Origin of the sequence: Micromonospora sp. NPDC023956, from assembly GCF_040639195.1 — a bacterium.
In the GTDB taxonomy this organism is placed as follows: domain Bacteria; phylum Actinomycetota; class Actinomycetes; order Mycobacteriales; family Micromonosporaceae; genus Micromonospora.
Genome location: NZ_JBEZZN010000002.1, coordinates 546,587 through 560,928, shown reverse-complemented (window position 1 = coordinate 560,928; position 14,342 = coordinate 546,587). Strand labels below are relative to the sequence as shown.

Here is a 14,342-nt window from a genome sequence, read left to right as displayed (position 1 = left end):
GCGCGGTCAGAACCGGCTCGGACGACGGGTCAGGGTCATGCGCTGATCAACCTCCATAGGGCATGCTGTGCTGCGTACGCACGCATCCCCTACAGCGGTTCCGTAGACCGCTGACCCCCGGATCCCGCGCCGGTCTCGGCGCGGCCCTCATCCTGCTCGGGTTCGTCTCCGCCGTCGAGGCGGCGGACGGCACCGGCGCTCACTACCTCGGTCTGATGGCTGCCGCGCCGGTGCTCGCCGCGGTCTTCGCCACCTGGCGGGTGGTGCTCGGAGCCGGTGCGGTGGCCACTCTGGCGGCGGTGGCGTTCGCGCTCTCCGAGCCGGGCGTCTCGTTGGACACCGCGACCAGCGTCACCGCGATCGCGGTGGTGACGGCGCTCGTGGCGGTGGTGGCCGGGATGCGGCAGCGGCTGACCGAGCAGATCGCCGAGTTGTCGAAACTGGCGTCGGTCGCCCAGCAGGCGGTGCTGCGTCCGCTCGGTCCGCAGGTCGGGACGCTCGCCGTGGCGGCCCGCTACATCTCCTCCACGGCCACCGCGGAGATCGGCGGCGACCTGTACGAGGCGATCGACACCCCGTACGGCGTGCGGATGATCATCGGTGACGTGCGGGGCAAGGGGCTGGACGCGGTCCGGTTGGCCAGCATCGTGCTCGGCTCGTACCGGCACGTGGCCCACGAGCGGGCCGACCTGCGCGCCGTCGTGTCGGACCTGGACCGCGCGGTGGCCCGCAGCGTCGGGGACGAGGACTTCGTGACCGCCGCCGTGGTCGAGGAACGGGGCGGGACGCTCACCATCGTCAACTGCGGACACCCGTCGCCGCTGCTGCTGCGCCGGGGGTGCGTGATCCCGCTCGAACCGCCCGCGCCCGCGCCCCCGCTCGGCTTCATGCCGGTGGTCCAGCCCCGGGTGGAGCGGCTGGAACCGGGGGACCGGTTGCTGCTGTTCACCGACGGCCTCGGCGAGGCCCGGCGGGACGGCGAGTTCTTCCCCACCGCCGACCGGGCCTGGCGGCTGCTCGGCCACGGGACGGTCGCCGACGGGCTGGCCTCGCTGGAGACCGCCCTGGTCGAGTGGGTGTACGGCCGGCTCGACGACGACATCGCCCTGGTCCTGATGGAGTACGCCGGCCCCCGCAGCGCCGCGACGGTGGCCGTACCGAGCTGGGAGGTCGGCGCCACCGAGGGCTGAATGCCCGGTGTGTGTCCGCTGTCACTTTCGTCACGTGGCTTGTCGCTGCCTACCCACGAGTAATACAGTCTGGGTTACTGATCGGTAACACCTGTCCGGAAGCGGGGCCAGTGATCATGACCCACTACAAGAGCAACCTGCGGGATCTCGAGTTCAACCTGTTCGAGGTCTTCGGGGTGGACCGGGTGCTCGGCCAGGAGCCGTACTCGGATCTCGACGTCGACACCGCACGGAGCTTCCTCGCGGAGATGGACCGGCTCGCCCGCGAGGACCTGGCCGCCAGCTATACCGACAGTGACCGCAACCCCCCGGTCTTCGACCCGGCCACGCACACCGCCCCGCTGCCGGAGTCGTTCAAGAAGTCGTACCAGGCGTTCATGGACTCGGAGTTCTGGCGGCTGGACCTCCCCCCGGCGCTGGACGGGACCAACGCGCCCCGGGCGTTCTGGTGGTCGATGGCCGAGCTGATCCTCGGCGCCAACGCCCCGGTCTGGATGTACGCCTCCGGCCCGTCCTTCGCGCACGTGCTGCTCGTCGAGGGCACCGAGCAGCAGAAGAAGTGGGCCAAGCTGTTCGTCGACAAGAACTGGGGCTCCACGATGGTGCTCACCGAGCCGGACGCGGGCTCGGACGTCGGCGCCGGCCGGACCCGGGCCATCCCGCAGCCGGACGGCTCCTGGCACATCGAGGGCGTCAAGCGCTTCATCACCTCCGGTGAGCACGACCTGAACGAGAACATCGTCCACTACGTGCTGGCCCGCCCGGTGGGTGTCGAGGGCGTCGGCGGACCGGGCACCAAGGGCCTCTCCCTCTTCGTGGTGCCGAAGTACCACTTCGACGAGGAGAGCGGCGAACTGGGCGAGCGCAACGGCGTCTTCGCCACCAACGTCGAGCACAAGATGGGCCTGAAGGTCTCCAACACCTGCGAGATGACCTTCGGTGAGCACGGCGTACCGGCCAAGGGCTGGCTGCTGGGCGAGAAGCACGACGGTATCCGGCAGATGTTCATGATCATCGAGAACGCCCGGATGATGGTCGGCTCGAAGGCCATCGCCACCCTCTCCACCGGCTACCTGAACGCCCTCGAGTACGCCAGGAGCCGGGTGCAGGGCGCCGACCTGCTCCAGATGGCCGACAAGACCGCGCCCCGGGTCACCATCACCCGGCACCCGGACGTCCGCCGCTCGCTGATGCTCCAGAAGGCGTACGCCGAGGGCCTGCGCGCCCTGGTCTGCTACACCGCCTCCTGGCAGGACCAGGTCGCCCTCGCCGAGGCGGCCGGGGACGAGGCCGCGACGAAGACCGCGAAGCAGGTCAACGACCTGCTCCTGCCGCTGGTCAAGGGGGTCGGCTCGGAGCGGGCGTACGAGCTGCTCGGGCACGAGTCCCTGCAGACCTTCGGCGGCTCCGGTTTCCTCCAGGACTACCCGATCGAGCAGTACGTCCGGGACTCCAAGATCGACACCCTGTACGAGGGCACGACCGCCATCCAGAGCCTCGACCTCTTCTTCCGGAAGATCGTCCGGGACAAGGGCAAGGCGCTGATGACCGTCTCGGGTGAGATCCAGGAGTTCATCGCCAGCGAGGGCGGCAACGGTCAGCTCAAGGAGGAGCGGGCCGCGCTCGGCAAGGCGCTCGCCGAGGTGCAGACCATCCTCGGCGTGCTGACCGGCTGGCTGGGCGAGGCGCAGGCCGGTGAGCCCCGTGCCCTCTACAAGGTGGGCCTGAGCAGCCGGCGTCTGCTGCTGGCGCTCGGTGACGTGGTGGTCGGCTGGCTGCTCCAGCGGCAGGCGGACGTGGCCCTGCGCGCCCTGGTCGGCGAGGTCTCCGCCACCGACCGGGCGTTCTACACCGGGAAGGTGGCCGCGGCGAGGTTCTTCGCCCGCGAGGTGCTGCCCCGTATCGGCTCCGACCGGCGGATCATCGAGAACACCGACCTCGACCTGATGGACCTCCCGGAAGAGGCCTTCTGACCCCGATGTCCTGATCTCCCCCGACGGCCGGCGCGCACCCTCGCGCCGGCCGTCGCCGTGGTGTCCGGGTGCGGCGCGGTGCCCGGCGCACTCCTCGTACCGGCCGTCGCCGTTCCCGCTCGGCCAGTTTCGCTCGGCCGTTCATGCTCGGCCGATGGCGCTCGGTCGTTCCCGCTCGGCCGGTCGCGCCCGCGCTCGCCGAGGCTCCCGTGGGCTGCCCCGGCCAGGGGTAGGGGCCGTCAACACGGGTATGCGTGCCGGACCGTCGTCCCGGACCCGCGACGGTGTCCGGCAAGGGCCCAGAGCCATCGCACAGGGGAGTGCAGCGCACATGGGCATTGGTAGCGGCATCTTTCTCATCACACTGGGAGCGATCCTGACGTTCGCCGTACGGGCCAACGTCTGGTGGGTCGACCTGCGCGCCGTCGGTTGGGTGTTCATCCTCGCCGGCCTCGCCGTCCTGCTCACCACGCTCTGGTTCTGGCAGGACCGGCGGAAGCGGGCCCGGACCCTGATCGTGGAGGAGAACCGGTTGTCCCATCCGACCGCGATGATGCCTCCGCCGCCCGACCCGCCGCCGCCGACGGCCCCACCCTCCTGACCCCGCCCACGCCAGCGGTCCCGAGGGCGGGTCGAGAGTCCACGCTCAGGCGCGGGCGGCGATCGGGCAGCCCGCGGTCAGGGGCGGGCGGCGATCGGGCAGCGCACGCTCAGGCGCGGGCGGTGTGTCGGGCGGCGATCGGTGCGGGCGTGCCGCCGAGGTCGGCCCACGCTCCGGTCACCCGGTGCACCACCACGCCACTGGTCCGCAGTCCCTCCCGCTCGGCGCCGGTCGGGTCGAGCGCGATCGACACCAGGGAGATGCCGGGATTGTGGCCGACCAGCAGGATCGTGTCCGCGTCCGGTGCGGTGGCCCGGAGCAGGTCCAGCAGGTCCGCGGTGTCCGCCAGGTACACGGCTGACTCGTAGCGGACCTGCGGCGTCGCACCGTCCCCCGTCGACACACCGGCCATCCCGCTCGCCGCGGCCTGCCAGGTCTGTCGGGTACGCCGGGCGGGCGAGCAGACCACCACGTCGGGCCGGAAGCCGTGCCGGGCCACCCAGGCACCGGCAGCGGCGGCGTCGGCGTGTCCGCGTTCCGTCAACGCCCGTTCCCGGTCGGCGATGCCATCCGGGCGTTCCGCCTTCCCGTGCCGGAGTAGTACCAGGGTGCGTTCGATGGCCCTACCGTCCGTCATGGTGCCAGCTTGCCTGATTGGGGATCTTCGCGCTCGGGTAAGTCGATGGGTGCCGCACCCTCATCCAGTGGCCGCGGCGGCAACGGAACGCCAGAACGCCAAGGAGGGCGACACGATGGGCATCGGCAGCAGTATCTTCCTCATTGCGCTGGGCGCGATCCTCGCATTCGCGGTCGACGCCGACCTGGGTTGGCTCAGCCTGAACACCGTCGGCTGGGTGTTGATGCTCGCCGGCCTGGTCGGCCTGATCATGACCGCCTACTTCTGGAACACCCGCCGTCGGACCGTGGTGGCCGCGCCGCGCGAGCGGGTCGTCCAGGAGCGCGTCGTGCCGGTGCAGGACGACCGCGTGGTCCAGGAGTACCGCGAGGTGCGCCGCCCCGGTCAGCAGGTCTGACCCCCGTCTGCTCACCCGGGGCTCCGTGCACGTCGCGGGGCCCCGGACGCACGTCCGGCCGTCAGGCGAAGAGGGCGAAGTAGATCGCGATGTGGTGGCAGAGCGCCGCGACCAGCGTGCAGGCGTGGAAGAACTCGTGGTGCCCGAAGACCGTCGGCCACGGGTCGGGCCGGCGCAGCGCGTAGAAGACCGCGCCGACGCTGTAGATCGCTCCGCCGACGGCCAGCAGCGTCAGGGCGGCGACCCCGCCCCGGTGCAGGACGTCCGGCACGATGGCCACCGAGACCCAGCCGAGCGCCAGGTAGAGCGGGGCGGAGATCCAGCGCGGCGCGTGCGGCCAGACCAGCTTCAGCGCCACCCCGCCCAACGCGCCGCCCCAGACCAGCGTGAGCATGATCGTCGCCGCGCGGCTGTCGAGCAGCAGCAGGCAGAACGGCGTGTACGTGCCGGCGATGAACACGAAGATCATCGAATGGTCCATCCGGCGCATGACCTGGTAGCCCCGCTCCGACCAGACCCGCCGGTGGTAGAGCGCGCTGGTGCCGAAGAGCCCGCACACGGTGAGGCTGTAGACCAGGCAGCTCGCCAGCGGTGCCCACCCCGGCCGGGTGGCGGCGATCGCGCAGAGGACGGTGCCGCAGACCAGGGCGACGAAGAACGCGTAGGTGTGCAACCAGCCGCGCATCCGCGGCTTGCCGATGTCGACCGGCCTGAGCCGTATTCTGGTCGGGTTGGTCACACCCTCAGGCTACGGCACCGTAGGTTACTTCTAGGTAGTGGACTCGGTCACCCGTGCCGGTGCGTGCGCGGTCGCCCCGGGGTCCGCCAGGATGGCGGCATGCGGATCCGTCCCGTCGGCGCGCACGCGCTGCTGCTCGACTGCGCCGAGCCCGACCCGAATCCCGATCGGGACGGTGGCTCCCGCCTCGGACCCGGGGACGGGGACGCAGACGGCTCGGCGAGCGCGATGCGTCGGGTGGTCGACCCGGCCGGGTGGGTCGAGGCCTGGCGCGCCGAACTCTGGCGACGCCGGGAGGCCGGCGAACTGGCCGCCGTCGAGATCGTCCCGGCCGCCACCACCGTGCTGCTCGACGGCGTACCGGACCCGACGGCTACCGCCGCCCGGATCACCTCCTGGGCCCCACGGTCCCCTGCCGGCACCGGCAGCACCCGCACCGTCCGGGTGCCGGTCAGCTACGACGGGGAGGACCTGCCCCGCGTCGCCGGCCACTGGGGCGTGGACGTGCCCGAGGTGATCCGCCGGCTCACCGCCGCCGAGTTCCGGGTCGCCTTCTGCGGCTTCGCGCCGGGCTTCGCGTACCTCACCGGACTGCCGGCGGAGTGGTCGGTGCCCCGCCTGGACAGCCCCCGGCCCCGGGTGCCCGCCGGTTCGGTCGCCCTCGCCGGGCCGTACGCCGGGATCTACCCGACCGCCTCGCCCGGCGGGTGGCTGCTGGTCGGCCGGACCGACCTGCCCCTGTTCGACGTGCACGCCGACCCGCCCGCCGCGCTCACCCCGGGCAGCCGGGTCCGGCTGGAGGCGGCATGATCGAGGTGCTCCGGGCCGGAGTGCTCACCACCGTCCAGGACCAGGGCCGCCCCGGCTGGGCGCACCTCGGGGTGCCCCGGTCGGGAGCCCTCGACGCGGCGGCGCTGCGCCTGGCGAACCGGCTGGTCGGCAATCCGGAGTCCGCCGCCGGCCTGGAGATCACGCTCACCGGGTGCGAGCTGCGGTTCCACCATGCCGGCACGGTCGCGGTCACCGGCGCGGCGGCCGACGTACGGGTCGACCGTCGACCGGCGGACCCCGGCCGCCCGCTGTCGCTGCCCGCCTCCGCGGTGCTGACCATCGGCCCCACCCGTCAGGGGCTGCGCAGCTACCTCGCCGTCTCCGGCGGGATCGCGGTCGAACCGGTGCTCGGCAGTCGCGCCACCGACACGCTCTCCGGCCTCGGCCCGCCCCCGGTCCGCGACGGCGACCGGTTGCCCCTCGGCCCGGTCACCGGTCCCCCCGCCCCGGTGCACTTCACCGCCTTCCCGGCGCCCACCACCGAGGTGCGGCTGACGCTGCGCCCCGGCCCCCGGCACGACTGGTTCACCCCCGCCGCCCGGCACCGGCTGCTGCACACCCCGTACCAGGTCAGCCCGGTGAGCGACCGGATCGGTGCGCGACTGGTCGGCGCGACCCTGCCCCGCGCGGTGGCCGGCGAACTGCCCAGCGAGCCGATCGTGCTCGGAGCGGTGCAGGTGCCGGCGGACGGTCAACCGTTGATCTTCCTGGCCGACCATCCCACCACCGGTGGATACCCGGTCATCGGGGTGGTGGACGACGTCACCCCGCTCGCGCAGGCCCGCCCGGGGACTACCGTCAGGTTCCATGGACCTCAACGCTGATCTCGGAGAGGGCTTCGGCATCTGGCGGCTCGGCGACGACGAGGCGCTGTTGGAGCTGGTCACCTCGGCCAACGTCGCCTGCGGCTTCCACGGCGGCGACCCGTCGACCATGCGTCGCGTCTGTGCCGGCGCCGCCGAGCGGGGTGTCGCGATCGGCGCCCAGGTCGGCTACCGGGACCTCGCCGGCTTCGGCCGCCGGCACATCGCGTACGCCTTCGAGGAGCTGCGCGACGACATCACCTACCAGCTCGGCGCGCTGGAGGCGTTCTGCCGGCCGTACCGGACCCGGGTCCGGTACCTCAAGCCGCACGGCGCGCTCTACCACGCCGCCGCCGGTCAGGAGCCGCAGGCCGCCGCCGTGGTCGCCGCGATCCGCGACCACGACCCGGAGCTGCCGGTCCTCTGTCCGCCCGGTTCGGTGCTCGCCCAACTCGCCACCGGAGCCGGGCTGCGGGTGGTGGCCGAGGGCTTCGCCGACCGGGGCTACCTCGCCAACGGTGCCCTGGTGCCCCGCTCCGCCCCCGGTGCCCTGGTCACCGACCCGCAGGAGATCGCCGCGCGGGCCGTCCGGATGGCCACCGAGCGGGCCGTGATCGCCGTCGACGGCAGTGTCCTGCCCTGCCCGGTCGAGTCGATCTGCCTGCACGGCGACACTCCGGGCGCGGTGCAGGCCGCGGCCCTGGTACGCGCCGCCCTCATCGACGCCGACGTACCGCTGCGCCCGTTCGCCGATGCGCGGTAGCGCGTCCTGACCGGCCGGCGAGCCGGACAGCCCGGCCGTCGGGCGGCCGGTCAGTCCGTCGTCGGGCGGTCGGTCCGTCGTCGGGCGGTCGGTCCGTCGTCGGGCGGTCGGTCCGTCGTCGGGCGGTCGGTCAGTCCAGGCAGAACTCGTTGCCCTCGGGGTCGGCCATCACGATGTGACCGGTGCCGAGCGGCGGATCGGGCTCGTGGCGTTCGAGCCGGGTGGCGCCGTGGGAGACGAGGCGCTCGGCCTCCGCCTCCAGCGCCGCCATCCGTGCCTCGCCCTGGAGTCCCGGGGCGGCTCGCACATCGAGATGGACGCGGTTCTTGACCTGCTTGCCCTCCGGCACCCGCTGGAAGAACAGCCGCGGCCCGGCGCCGTCGGGGTCGGCCACCGCCGAGGCGTCGTTGCGCCTCTCGGGCGGTACGCCCATCGCCTCCAGTGCCTGCTCCCACGACTCGAATCCGCCGGGCGGGGCCTGCAACCGGTAGCCGAGGGCCTCGGCCCAGAACGCCGCCAATCCGGCCGGGTCGGCGCAGTCGAAAGTGATCTGAACGTCGCGGGCCATCTCAGTCCGTCTCCTGTCGGGTCTTCCGGTGGCTGTGCAGATGGAGGTCGCGGAGCAGACACACCTCGGACAGGTGGTGGATCAGCTCCCGGTTGATGTGCAGCACCAGCGCGGCCATCGGGCGCTCGGCGTACGGTCCCTCCGCCGCCCCGCACGGGCGGGCGAGACCGGTCTCACCGAGCGACTCGACGCCGGCCTGCCACGTGGCGTACTCCGTGTCGAGCTGGGCCAGCGCCTCGGCCGCCGTCGGGGCGTACTCGAACGACTGGTAGTCGGTGGGCGCGCGACCGAAGTGCGCGGCGTTGCGCACCGCGAGCACGCCGACGATCACGTGCCCGAGTCGCCAGGCGATCGTCGTGAACGGTGCCGGGTCGGGCTCCGGAAACGCGAAGTCGATGGTCATCGCGCCGGCCCCGGCGAGTACCGGTGCGGTGCCGGTGCCGCGCGGACGCACGTTCCAGCAGTCGGGTGTCGGCTCCCAGAAGTACTCCTCGTCGGTGAGTCCGTCGAGGCGGTTCCGCAGATGGTTGGTCCAGTGCCAGGCGAGCTGGTCCCGGAGCAGGGGGTTCCAGGTCTGGTCGGTCATGGCTCCAGCCTCCCCCAGATAGCGGACAGATGCGTTCCGTGATCCGTGCGACGATCGGCGCGTGACCGTTGAGGCAACGACCCAGCGGGTGCTGCGGTTGCTGGCGCTGCTGCAACAGCGGCCGTCCTGGACCGCCGCCGAACTCGCCGCCGAGCTGCGGGTCACCGACCGCTCGGTACGCCGCGACGTGGAGCGACTGCGCACCCTCGGCTACCCGGTGCACGCGACCGCGGGCGTCGGCGGCGGCTACCAGCTCGGTGCGGGCACCCGACTGCCCCCGCTGCTCCTCGACGACGAGGAGGCGATTGCCACGGCGGTCTCCCTGCGCCTGGCGACGGGGGGCACGGTCGCCGGGGCGGGCGAGGCGGCCCTGCGGGCGCTCGCGAAGCTCGACCAGGTGATGCCGGCCCGGCTGCGCGCCGAGGTGCGGGCGGTGCACGGCGCCACCGAGACCCTGGTCGGCCCGGCGGCGGAGATCGACGCGGAGGTGCTGGTGACGCTCGCTCGGGCCTGCCGCGACGCCGTACGGGTGCGGTTCCGGTACGCCGGCCGCGACGGCGGGGAACACGAGCGCACGGTCGAGCCGGTGCGGATGGTCACCACCGGCCGACGCTGGTACCTGATGGCCCGGGACGTCGACCGCGACGACTGGCGCACCTTCCGGCTGGACCGGATGCGTGCGGTGACGGCGACGACCTGGCGCTTCCGGCCGAAGGAACATCCCGACCCGGTCGCCTACGTGCAGCGGTCCGTGACCCAGGCACCGTACCGGTACCTCGCCCGGGTGCGCGTGCACGCCCGGCCCGATCAGGTGCGGGAGATGGTGCCGCCCCAGGTGGGGCGGGTGGAGGACGACCGCGACGGCTGGTGCGTGCTGATCGTCGGCGGGGACGACCCGAACTGGCTCGCCGCACACGTGGCCCGGCTCGGCTTCGAGGCGGAGGTGCTGGATCCGCCGGAGCTACGGGAGGCCGCCGCCCTGCTCGCCCGCCGCCTCGCGGCGATGGCCGGAGGCGGCTGACGCCCCCGGCCCTGCCGCGCGACAGCTAGGCGTCCAGCCCGCGCAGCACCAGCGGGAGCCGGGCCGGGGCGTCGTCGACCACCCGTACCGGCACGCCCCAGTCCTGCCGGGTCAGGTGGCACGCGCCGTGCTCGTCGTGCACGTCGCAGGTGGCTGCCTGGGCGGTCACCTGGAGCACCCCGGCGCGGACGGCCGGGTCCACCACCAGCCGGCGGGACAGGTCGGTGCCGGTGCCGGCGCCCTCCGTCAGCAGCTCCGGCGGGGAGGCCGAGACCACCAGCCGGGTCGACGGGCCGAAGCTCTCGTCCATCTTCTGACCGGGCGGGGGCGTGAAGATCACGTCCAGGGTCACCTCGCCGGCGGCGATCTCGGTGGGCAGGCGCTCGGTCCGGTGCCGGGGGCCGTCCACCGTGCTCGCCCCGACCGCCGAGAGCGCACCCGGAGCGAGCCGGGTCAGCCGGTGCGCGGCCGACTCGACCACCAGGACGTCACCGGCCGGGGTCAGCACCACGTCACTCGGCTCGGCGAGCCCGTCGGCGACCGTCGAGACCGTCCGGGTCTCCGGATCGAAGCGCCGCACCGCACCGTTGTACGTGTCGGCGACCAGCACCGAGCCGTCGGGCAGCGCGCACACGCCGAGCGGGTGCTGGAGCAGCGCCTGGTCGGCCGCACCGTCGACGTGCCCGAAGTCGAAGAGCCCCTGCCCGACCGCCGTACCCAGAACGCTGTTCTCGACGTAGCGGAGGGAACTGGTCTCGCTGTCGGCCACCCAGAGCCGCCGGCCGTCGGCCGAGACGGAGAGCCCGGAGGGCTGCGCCATCCACGCCTCGGCCACCGGACCGTCCCGCAGCGCCTCGACCGTGGTGCCCGCGTACATGCCGGCGGTCCGCTTGATCGGGTCGAACCACCAGAGCTGGTGGATGCCGGCCATCGCGACGACGAGCCGGTTCTCGTACCAGGCCAGGTCCCAGGGGGAGGAGAGGTCGATGGAGCGGGCGTCGTGCGCGTGGTCGTCGACCGTCGAGCGCCACTGCCGGCCGGTGCCGGCGACGGTGACCACCTCACCGCTGTCGAGGCGCACCCCGCGCAGCAGGTGGTTGACGGTGTCCGCGACCACCAGGTCGTACCCGGCGACCTCGGCGACCTGCGCGGGCAGCAGACAGAGGCCCTGCGGCTCGGAGAAGGAGGCGGTGCCGGCCGGCCCGTCGGCGCTGCCCCGGGCACCGGTGCCGATCCGGCGGACCACCGTCTCACCGTCGGGGGCCAGCTCCACCAGCGAGTGCCGGGCCGAATCCGACACCAGCAGGTTCCCGCCGTCGAGCAGCACGGCCTTGCCGGGGAAGCGCAGGGTCGTCTCGGGTTCCACCGGCGGCACGTACGGCCCGTCGCCCCGGTGCAGCGTCCCCTTGGCCTCGTGTACGGCGATCAGCTCGTCGATCAGCCGGGCCAGCCCCTCGGCGTGGCCCTCACCGGCCATCGTGGCGACCACGTACCCCTCGGGGTCGACGACCGCCAGGGTCGGCCACGCCTTCGCCGCGTACTGCTGCCACATGTCCAACTCGGGGTCGTCGAGGACGGGGTGGTGCACCCCGTACCGCTCGACCGCCGCCGCGAGGGCGTCCGGGTCCTTCTCGTGCTCGAACTTCGGGGAGTGCACGCCGACGACGACCAGCACGTCGCCGTACTTCTCCTCCAGCGGGCGCAGCTCGTCCAGCACGTGCAGGCAGTTGATGCAGCAGAAGGTCCAGAAATCCAAGATCAGAATGCGACCGCGGAGGTCCCGCAGGGTCAGATTCCGTCCGCCGGTGTTCAACCACTGGCGGCCCCTCAGTTCGGGTGCACGGACGCGCGGTGTCGTTCCCATGTCTGTCAGCCTGCCATGCCAGCCCGGAGCGAACGCGGACGCCGTGATCCGACGACCCTCGGCCTGCCGGGCGCGAAAGCGCCCGTCCCTCACCGGGGCGGGCGCTTCTTGCTGTCTGGCGCACAGCGCCCAGAGGTGATGCCTCGGCAAGCGTCATGACCGGCAGGCCCCGCAGAGCGGCGACATCGCGGCCGGCGCATCCTCAGGGCGGATGTAGCTCAGGGTGAGGTGCGTGCGGCGGAGTCCAGGCGTCGGGTCGGAGGTTCCGGGCCGGTTCGAGGCCGTGAGTACGGGCGGCCATGCAGACGTATATATCAATGCGACTGAATGTGCAAATGGGGCACGACGGTCGGTCATGTGGCCGTAGCTCGATCGATCGTCCCCTGTGCTGGTTCGGTCCCCTCTGCTTGGCGTGAGTCGATCGTCCCAGGTCAAGCTGGGGGCGGAACGCCCCGTCGGACGGTCGAGGTGCGTCAGGTCCGCAACGGGTTTCCCGTCATCCAGAACAGACCCGACGTCGTCGCCGGTCGCCGTTGTGGGGCATCTCTCGTGGCGCTGCTCGCGCCGATATTTATCGACTAGCATCGACGCGCTGACAATCCCATTAATCGTTACGTGGGATTTTCGTGATGGCTTTGATCACTGCGTGTCCTCAGTGTGGAGGAGCCGGCAGTGCCGTCGGAGCCACGGGGAGAGGATGCCGGATGAAGCAGGCAGGAAGGCACGGCCGCCTGGCGGGGGCGCTCGCGGCGGTGATGACGGTGGCTGTCGGGCTCGTGGTCGCACCGACCGCACCGGCCGGTGCCGTTCCCGGTGGGACAGCGGCGGCACCACCCCTCCAGTGCGTCGACAACGGCAGCAGCGGCCATCGGGTGCAGGTGCTCTACGCGTACGAGCCGGGCAGCAGCCGGTTCGCCGAGCGCGAGCCGGCGATCCGGGCGGCGGCCTGGGTGGCCCAGCAGAACGTCAACGACAGCGCCCGGCGCGACGGCGCGCAGCGGTGGATCCGGTTCCTGACCGGCAGCACCGGGTGCCACCTGACCATCGACCAGGTGCAGGTGCCGGCGGGTACCGACGCCGCCGACAACCTGGTCCCGCACCTCCGGTCGGTGGGGTACGACGCCGACAACCGGAACTACCTGATCCTGTTCGAGAACCACCGGGTGAACTGCGCCGGCGCGAGTTCGGAGCCGATCACGAGCCCGAGCGCGCCGGGCACCGGCAACCAGCGCAACAGCGTGACGTCCTGGGTCGCCTTCCAGCCCTCCTGCTTCACCGGGCACACCTTCACCCACGAGCTGACTCACGCCCTGGGCGGCGTCCAGGCGGACGCTCCGCACTTCGACGGCGGCGGGCACTGCACCGACGGCAACGAGACGCTCTGCCAGAGCGACTCGCCGACGGTCTGCACCGACCCGCTCGCCGTGCGGCTGCTCGACTGCGGCCGGGACGACTACTTCGCCGTCAACCCGCAGGGCAGCTACCTGCCGACGCACTGGAACGCCGCGACCGACAGCCTGTACCTCCAGGCGGGCAGCTCGGTGTCGCCGATGACCACGATCCCGGCCCTGCCCCCGCAGGTGCTGCGGGCCACCGACGTGGAGGGCAGCTCGCTGGTGCTCAGCTACCTGCCGAGCATGAAGCCGGTCGGTTCCGGTCACACCGTCGACTACCAGGTGCTGCGGAACGGCACGGTGGTGGCCACCGTGCCCGGCTGGCGCACGTCGGTGCGGCTGACCGGCCTGCCCACGAACACCACGGCCACCTACAACGTCCGGCAGCGGGTCACCTACGGCGGTGTCACCCGTACGTCGGCGGACTCACAGTCGCTCAGTGTCACCACCAACAGCGGTACGGCCCCGGCCGGTGAGGTCGAGAACGGCGCCACGATGATCTTCGCCAACGACGTGGTGGACGGCTCGGGCGCCAACCTCGCCATCGACGTGCTCGGCTTCAGCGAGGCCGACAACGCCACCGTCATCCAGTGGCCGCAGAACGGCGAGGCCAACCAGCAGTGGAAGATGACCTCGGCCACCGGCGGCACCTACACCCTGACCAACAACCACAGCCTGAAGTGCCTCACCCCGCTCGGCGGCGCGACCACCGCCGGTACCCCCGTGGTGCAGGCGACCTGTTCCGGCGCTGCCGCGCAGCGGTGGACCTTCACCGGGCTGACCGGGTTGACGTACCACATCAAGGCCTCGTCCGGCCTCTGTGTCCAGTCGGTGGGGGCGTCCACCGGCGCGCTCGTCGCACTGGAACTGGCCACCTGCTCCACGACCCAGCCGACCCAGCGTTGGACGACCAACCGGACCGCCTGACCGGAGCCGATGGCCCGGACCTCCACCGGTCGGGGCAAACGGAACGTG

Annotated in this window: 14 protein-coding genes; 9 read left to right on the top strand and 5 right to left on the bottom strand. The window is 72.4% G+C overall.

The window, feature by feature from the left end; translation table 11 throughout:
- The first annotated feature begins 62 nt into the window (after positions 1–62).
- From AB0F58_RS05110 to AB0F58_RS05100, 3 genes are all read left to right on the top strand, one after another.
- Positions 63–1,190, top strand: coding sequence for a PP2C family protein-serine/threonine phosphatase (locus tag AB0F58_RS05110; protein ID WP_357138066.1), 1,128 nt, complete (start codon positions 63–65; stop codon positions 1,188–1,190).
- 116 nt (positions 1,191–1,306) lie between these two features.
- Positions 1,307–3,163, top strand: a complete 1,857-nt coding sequence (locus AB0F58_RS05105; RefSeq protein WP_357138062.1) for an acyl-CoA dehydrogenase — start codon at positions 1,307–1,309, stop codon at positions 3,161–3,163.
- A 331-nt stretch (positions 3,164–3,494) separates the two neighbouring features.
- A complete protein-coding gene (locus AB0F58_RS05100) occupies positions 3,495–3,764 on the top strand; it encodes a DUF6458 family protein (protein ID WP_088981302.1) in 270 nt (89 codons plus the stop codon).
- Positions 3,765–3,873: 109 nt separating this feature from the next.
- On the opposite strand, the gene AB0F58_RS05095 is transcribed toward AB0F58_RS05100, so the two are convergent.
- On the bottom strand, positions 3,874–4,401 hold the full coding sequence (locus AB0F58_RS05095; RefSeq protein ID WP_357138059.1) for a histidine phosphatase family protein: 528 nt from the start codon (positions 4,399–4,401) through the stop codon (positions 3,874–3,876).
- Between the two features lie 115 nt (positions 4,402–4,516).
- Between AB0F58_RS05095 and AB0F58_RS05090 the strand changes: the two genes are divergently transcribed.
- Positions 4,517–4,798, top strand: a complete 282-nt coding sequence (locus tag AB0F58_RS05090; protein WP_357138726.1) for a DUF6458 family protein — start codon at positions 4,517–4,519, stop codon at positions 4,796–4,798.
- Positions 4,799–4,859: 61 nt separating this feature from the next.
- On the opposite strand, the gene AB0F58_RS05085 is transcribed toward AB0F58_RS05090, so the two are convergent.
- Entirely contained in the window at positions 4,860–5,483 is a 624-nt protein-coding gene (locus AB0F58_RS05085) for a hemolysin III family protein (protein ID WP_357138723.1), read from the bottom strand.
- Between the two features lie 153 nt (positions 5,484–5,636).
- Between AB0F58_RS05085 and AB0F58_RS05080 the strand changes: the two genes are divergently transcribed.
- From AB0F58_RS05080 to AB0F58_RS05070, 3 genes are read left to right on the top strand one after another with little or no spacing between them, the layout of a single operon-like run.
- Positions 5,637–6,347, top strand: coding sequence for an allophanate hydrolase subunit 1 (locus tag AB0F58_RS05080; protein ID WP_357138056.1), 711 nt, complete (start codon positions 5,637–5,639; stop codon positions 6,345–6,347).
- The gene (locus AB0F58_RS05075; protein ID WP_357138053.1) at positions 6,344–7,192 is read left to right on the top strand and encodes a biotin-dependent carboxyltransferase family protein; all 849 of its coding nucleotides are present in this window, start codon (positions 6,344–6,346) and stop codon (positions 7,190–7,192) included. Before AB0F58_RS05080 ends, AB0F58_RS05075 begins: the two co-directional genes overlap by 4 nt.
- Entirely contained in the window at positions 7,176–7,934 is a 759-nt protein-coding gene (locus AB0F58_RS05070; RefSeq protein ID WP_357138050.1) for a 5-oxoprolinase subunit PxpA, read from the top strand. Before AB0F58_RS05075 ends, AB0F58_RS05070 begins: the two co-directional genes overlap by 17 nt.
- A gap of 130 nt (positions 7,935–8,064) precedes the next feature.
- Here the strand turns inward: AB0F58_RS05070 and AB0F58_RS05065 are convergent, their stop codons facing one another.
- Both AB0F58_RS05065 and AB0F58_RS05060 read right to left on the bottom strand, forming a co-directional pair.
- Entirely contained in the window at positions 8,065–8,502 is a 438-nt protein-coding gene (locus AB0F58_RS05065; protein WP_357138047.1) for a VOC family protein, read from the bottom strand.
- Position 8,503: 1 nt separating this feature from the next.
- Positions 8,504–9,088: a DinB family protein gene (locus tag AB0F58_RS05060; RefSeq protein WP_357138044.1), complete on the bottom strand. Its 585-nt coding sequence runs from the start codon at positions 9,086–9,088 to the stop codon at positions 8,504–8,506.
- A 61-nt stretch (positions 9,089–9,149) separates the two neighbouring features.
- Here AB0F58_RS05060 and AB0F58_RS05055 point away from each other — a divergent pair, with 61 nt between their 5' ends.
- The gene (locus AB0F58_RS05055) at positions 9,150–10,109 is read left to right on the top strand and encodes a YafY family protein (RefSeq protein ID WP_357138042.1); all 960 of its coding nucleotides are present in this window, start codon (positions 9,150–9,152) and stop codon (positions 10,107–10,109) included.
- 25 nt (positions 10,110–10,134) lie between these two features.
- On the opposite strand, the gene AB0F58_RS05050 is transcribed toward AB0F58_RS05055, so the two are convergent.
- Positions 10,135–11,973, bottom strand: coding sequence for an NHL domain-containing thioredoxin family protein (locus tag AB0F58_RS05050; protein ID WP_357138039.1), 1,839 nt, complete (start codon positions 11,971–11,973; stop codon positions 10,135–10,137).
- Between the two features lie 704 nt (positions 11,974–12,677).
- Between AB0F58_RS05050 and AB0F58_RS05045 the strand changes: the two genes are divergently transcribed.
- Positions 12,678–14,294, top strand: a complete 1,617-nt coding sequence (locus tag AB0F58_RS05045; RefSeq protein ID WP_357138036.1) for an RICIN domain-containing protein — start codon at positions 12,678–12,680, stop codon at positions 14,292–14,294.
- Positions 14,295–14,342: the final 48 nt, after the last annotated feature.

What these genes read in the sequence shown, in the direction of transcription:
- AB0F58_RS05110 (WP_357138066.1), top strand. Translation starts at nt 63, where the DNA reads ATGCTGTGCTGCGTACGCACGCATCCCCTACAGCGGTTCCGTAGACCG.
- AB0F58_RS05105 (WP_357138062.1), top strand. Translation starts at nt 1,307, where the DNA reads ATGACCCACTACAAGAGCAACCTGCGGGATCTCGAGTTCAACCTGTTC.
- AB0F58_RS05100 (WP_088981302.1), top strand. Translation starts at nt 3,495, where the DNA reads ATGGGCATTGGTAGCGGCATCTTTCTCATCACACTGGGAGCGATCCTG.
- AB0F58_RS05095 (WP_357138059.1), bottom strand. Translation starts at nt 4,401, where the DNA reads ATGACGGACGGTAGGGCCATCGAACGCACCCTGGTACTACTCCGGCAC.
- AB0F58_RS05090 (WP_357138726.1), top strand. Translation starts at nt 4,517, where the DNA reads ATGGGCATCGGCAGCAGTATCTTCCTCATTGCGCTGGGCGCGATCCTC.
- AB0F58_RS05085 (WP_357138723.1), bottom strand. Translation starts at nt 5,483, where the DNA reads ATGCGCGGCTGGTTGCACACCTACGCGTTCTTCGTCGCCCTGGTCTGC.
- AB0F58_RS05080 (WP_357138056.1), top strand. Translation starts at nt 5,637, where the DNA reads ATGCGGATCCGTCCCGTCGGCGCGCACGCGCTGCTGCTCGACTGCGCC.
- AB0F58_RS05075 (WP_357138053.1), top strand. Translation starts at nt 6,344, where the DNA reads ATGATCGAGGTGCTCCGGGCCGGAGTGCTCACCACCGTCCAGGACCAG.
- AB0F58_RS05070 (WP_357138050.1), top strand. Translation starts at nt 7,176, where the DNA reads ATGGACCTCAACGCTGATCTCGGAGAGGGCTTCGGCATCTGGCGGCTC.
- AB0F58_RS05065 (WP_357138047.1), bottom strand. Translation starts at nt 8,502, where the DNA reads ATGGCCCGCGACGTTCAGATCACTTTCGACTGCGCCGACCCGGCCGGA.
- AB0F58_RS05060 (WP_357138044.1), bottom strand. Translation starts at nt 9,088, where the DNA reads ATGACCGACCAGACCTGGAACCCCCTGCTCCGGGACCAGCTCGCCTGG.
- AB0F58_RS05050 (WP_357138039.1), bottom strand. Translation starts at nt 11,973, where the DNA reads ATGGGAACGACACCGCGCGTCCGTGCACCCGAACTGAGGGGCCGCCAG.
- AB0F58_RS05045 (WP_357138036.1), top strand. Translation starts at nt 12,678, where the DNA reads ATGAAGCAGGCAGGAAGGCACGGCCGCCTGGCGGGGGCGCTCGCGGCG.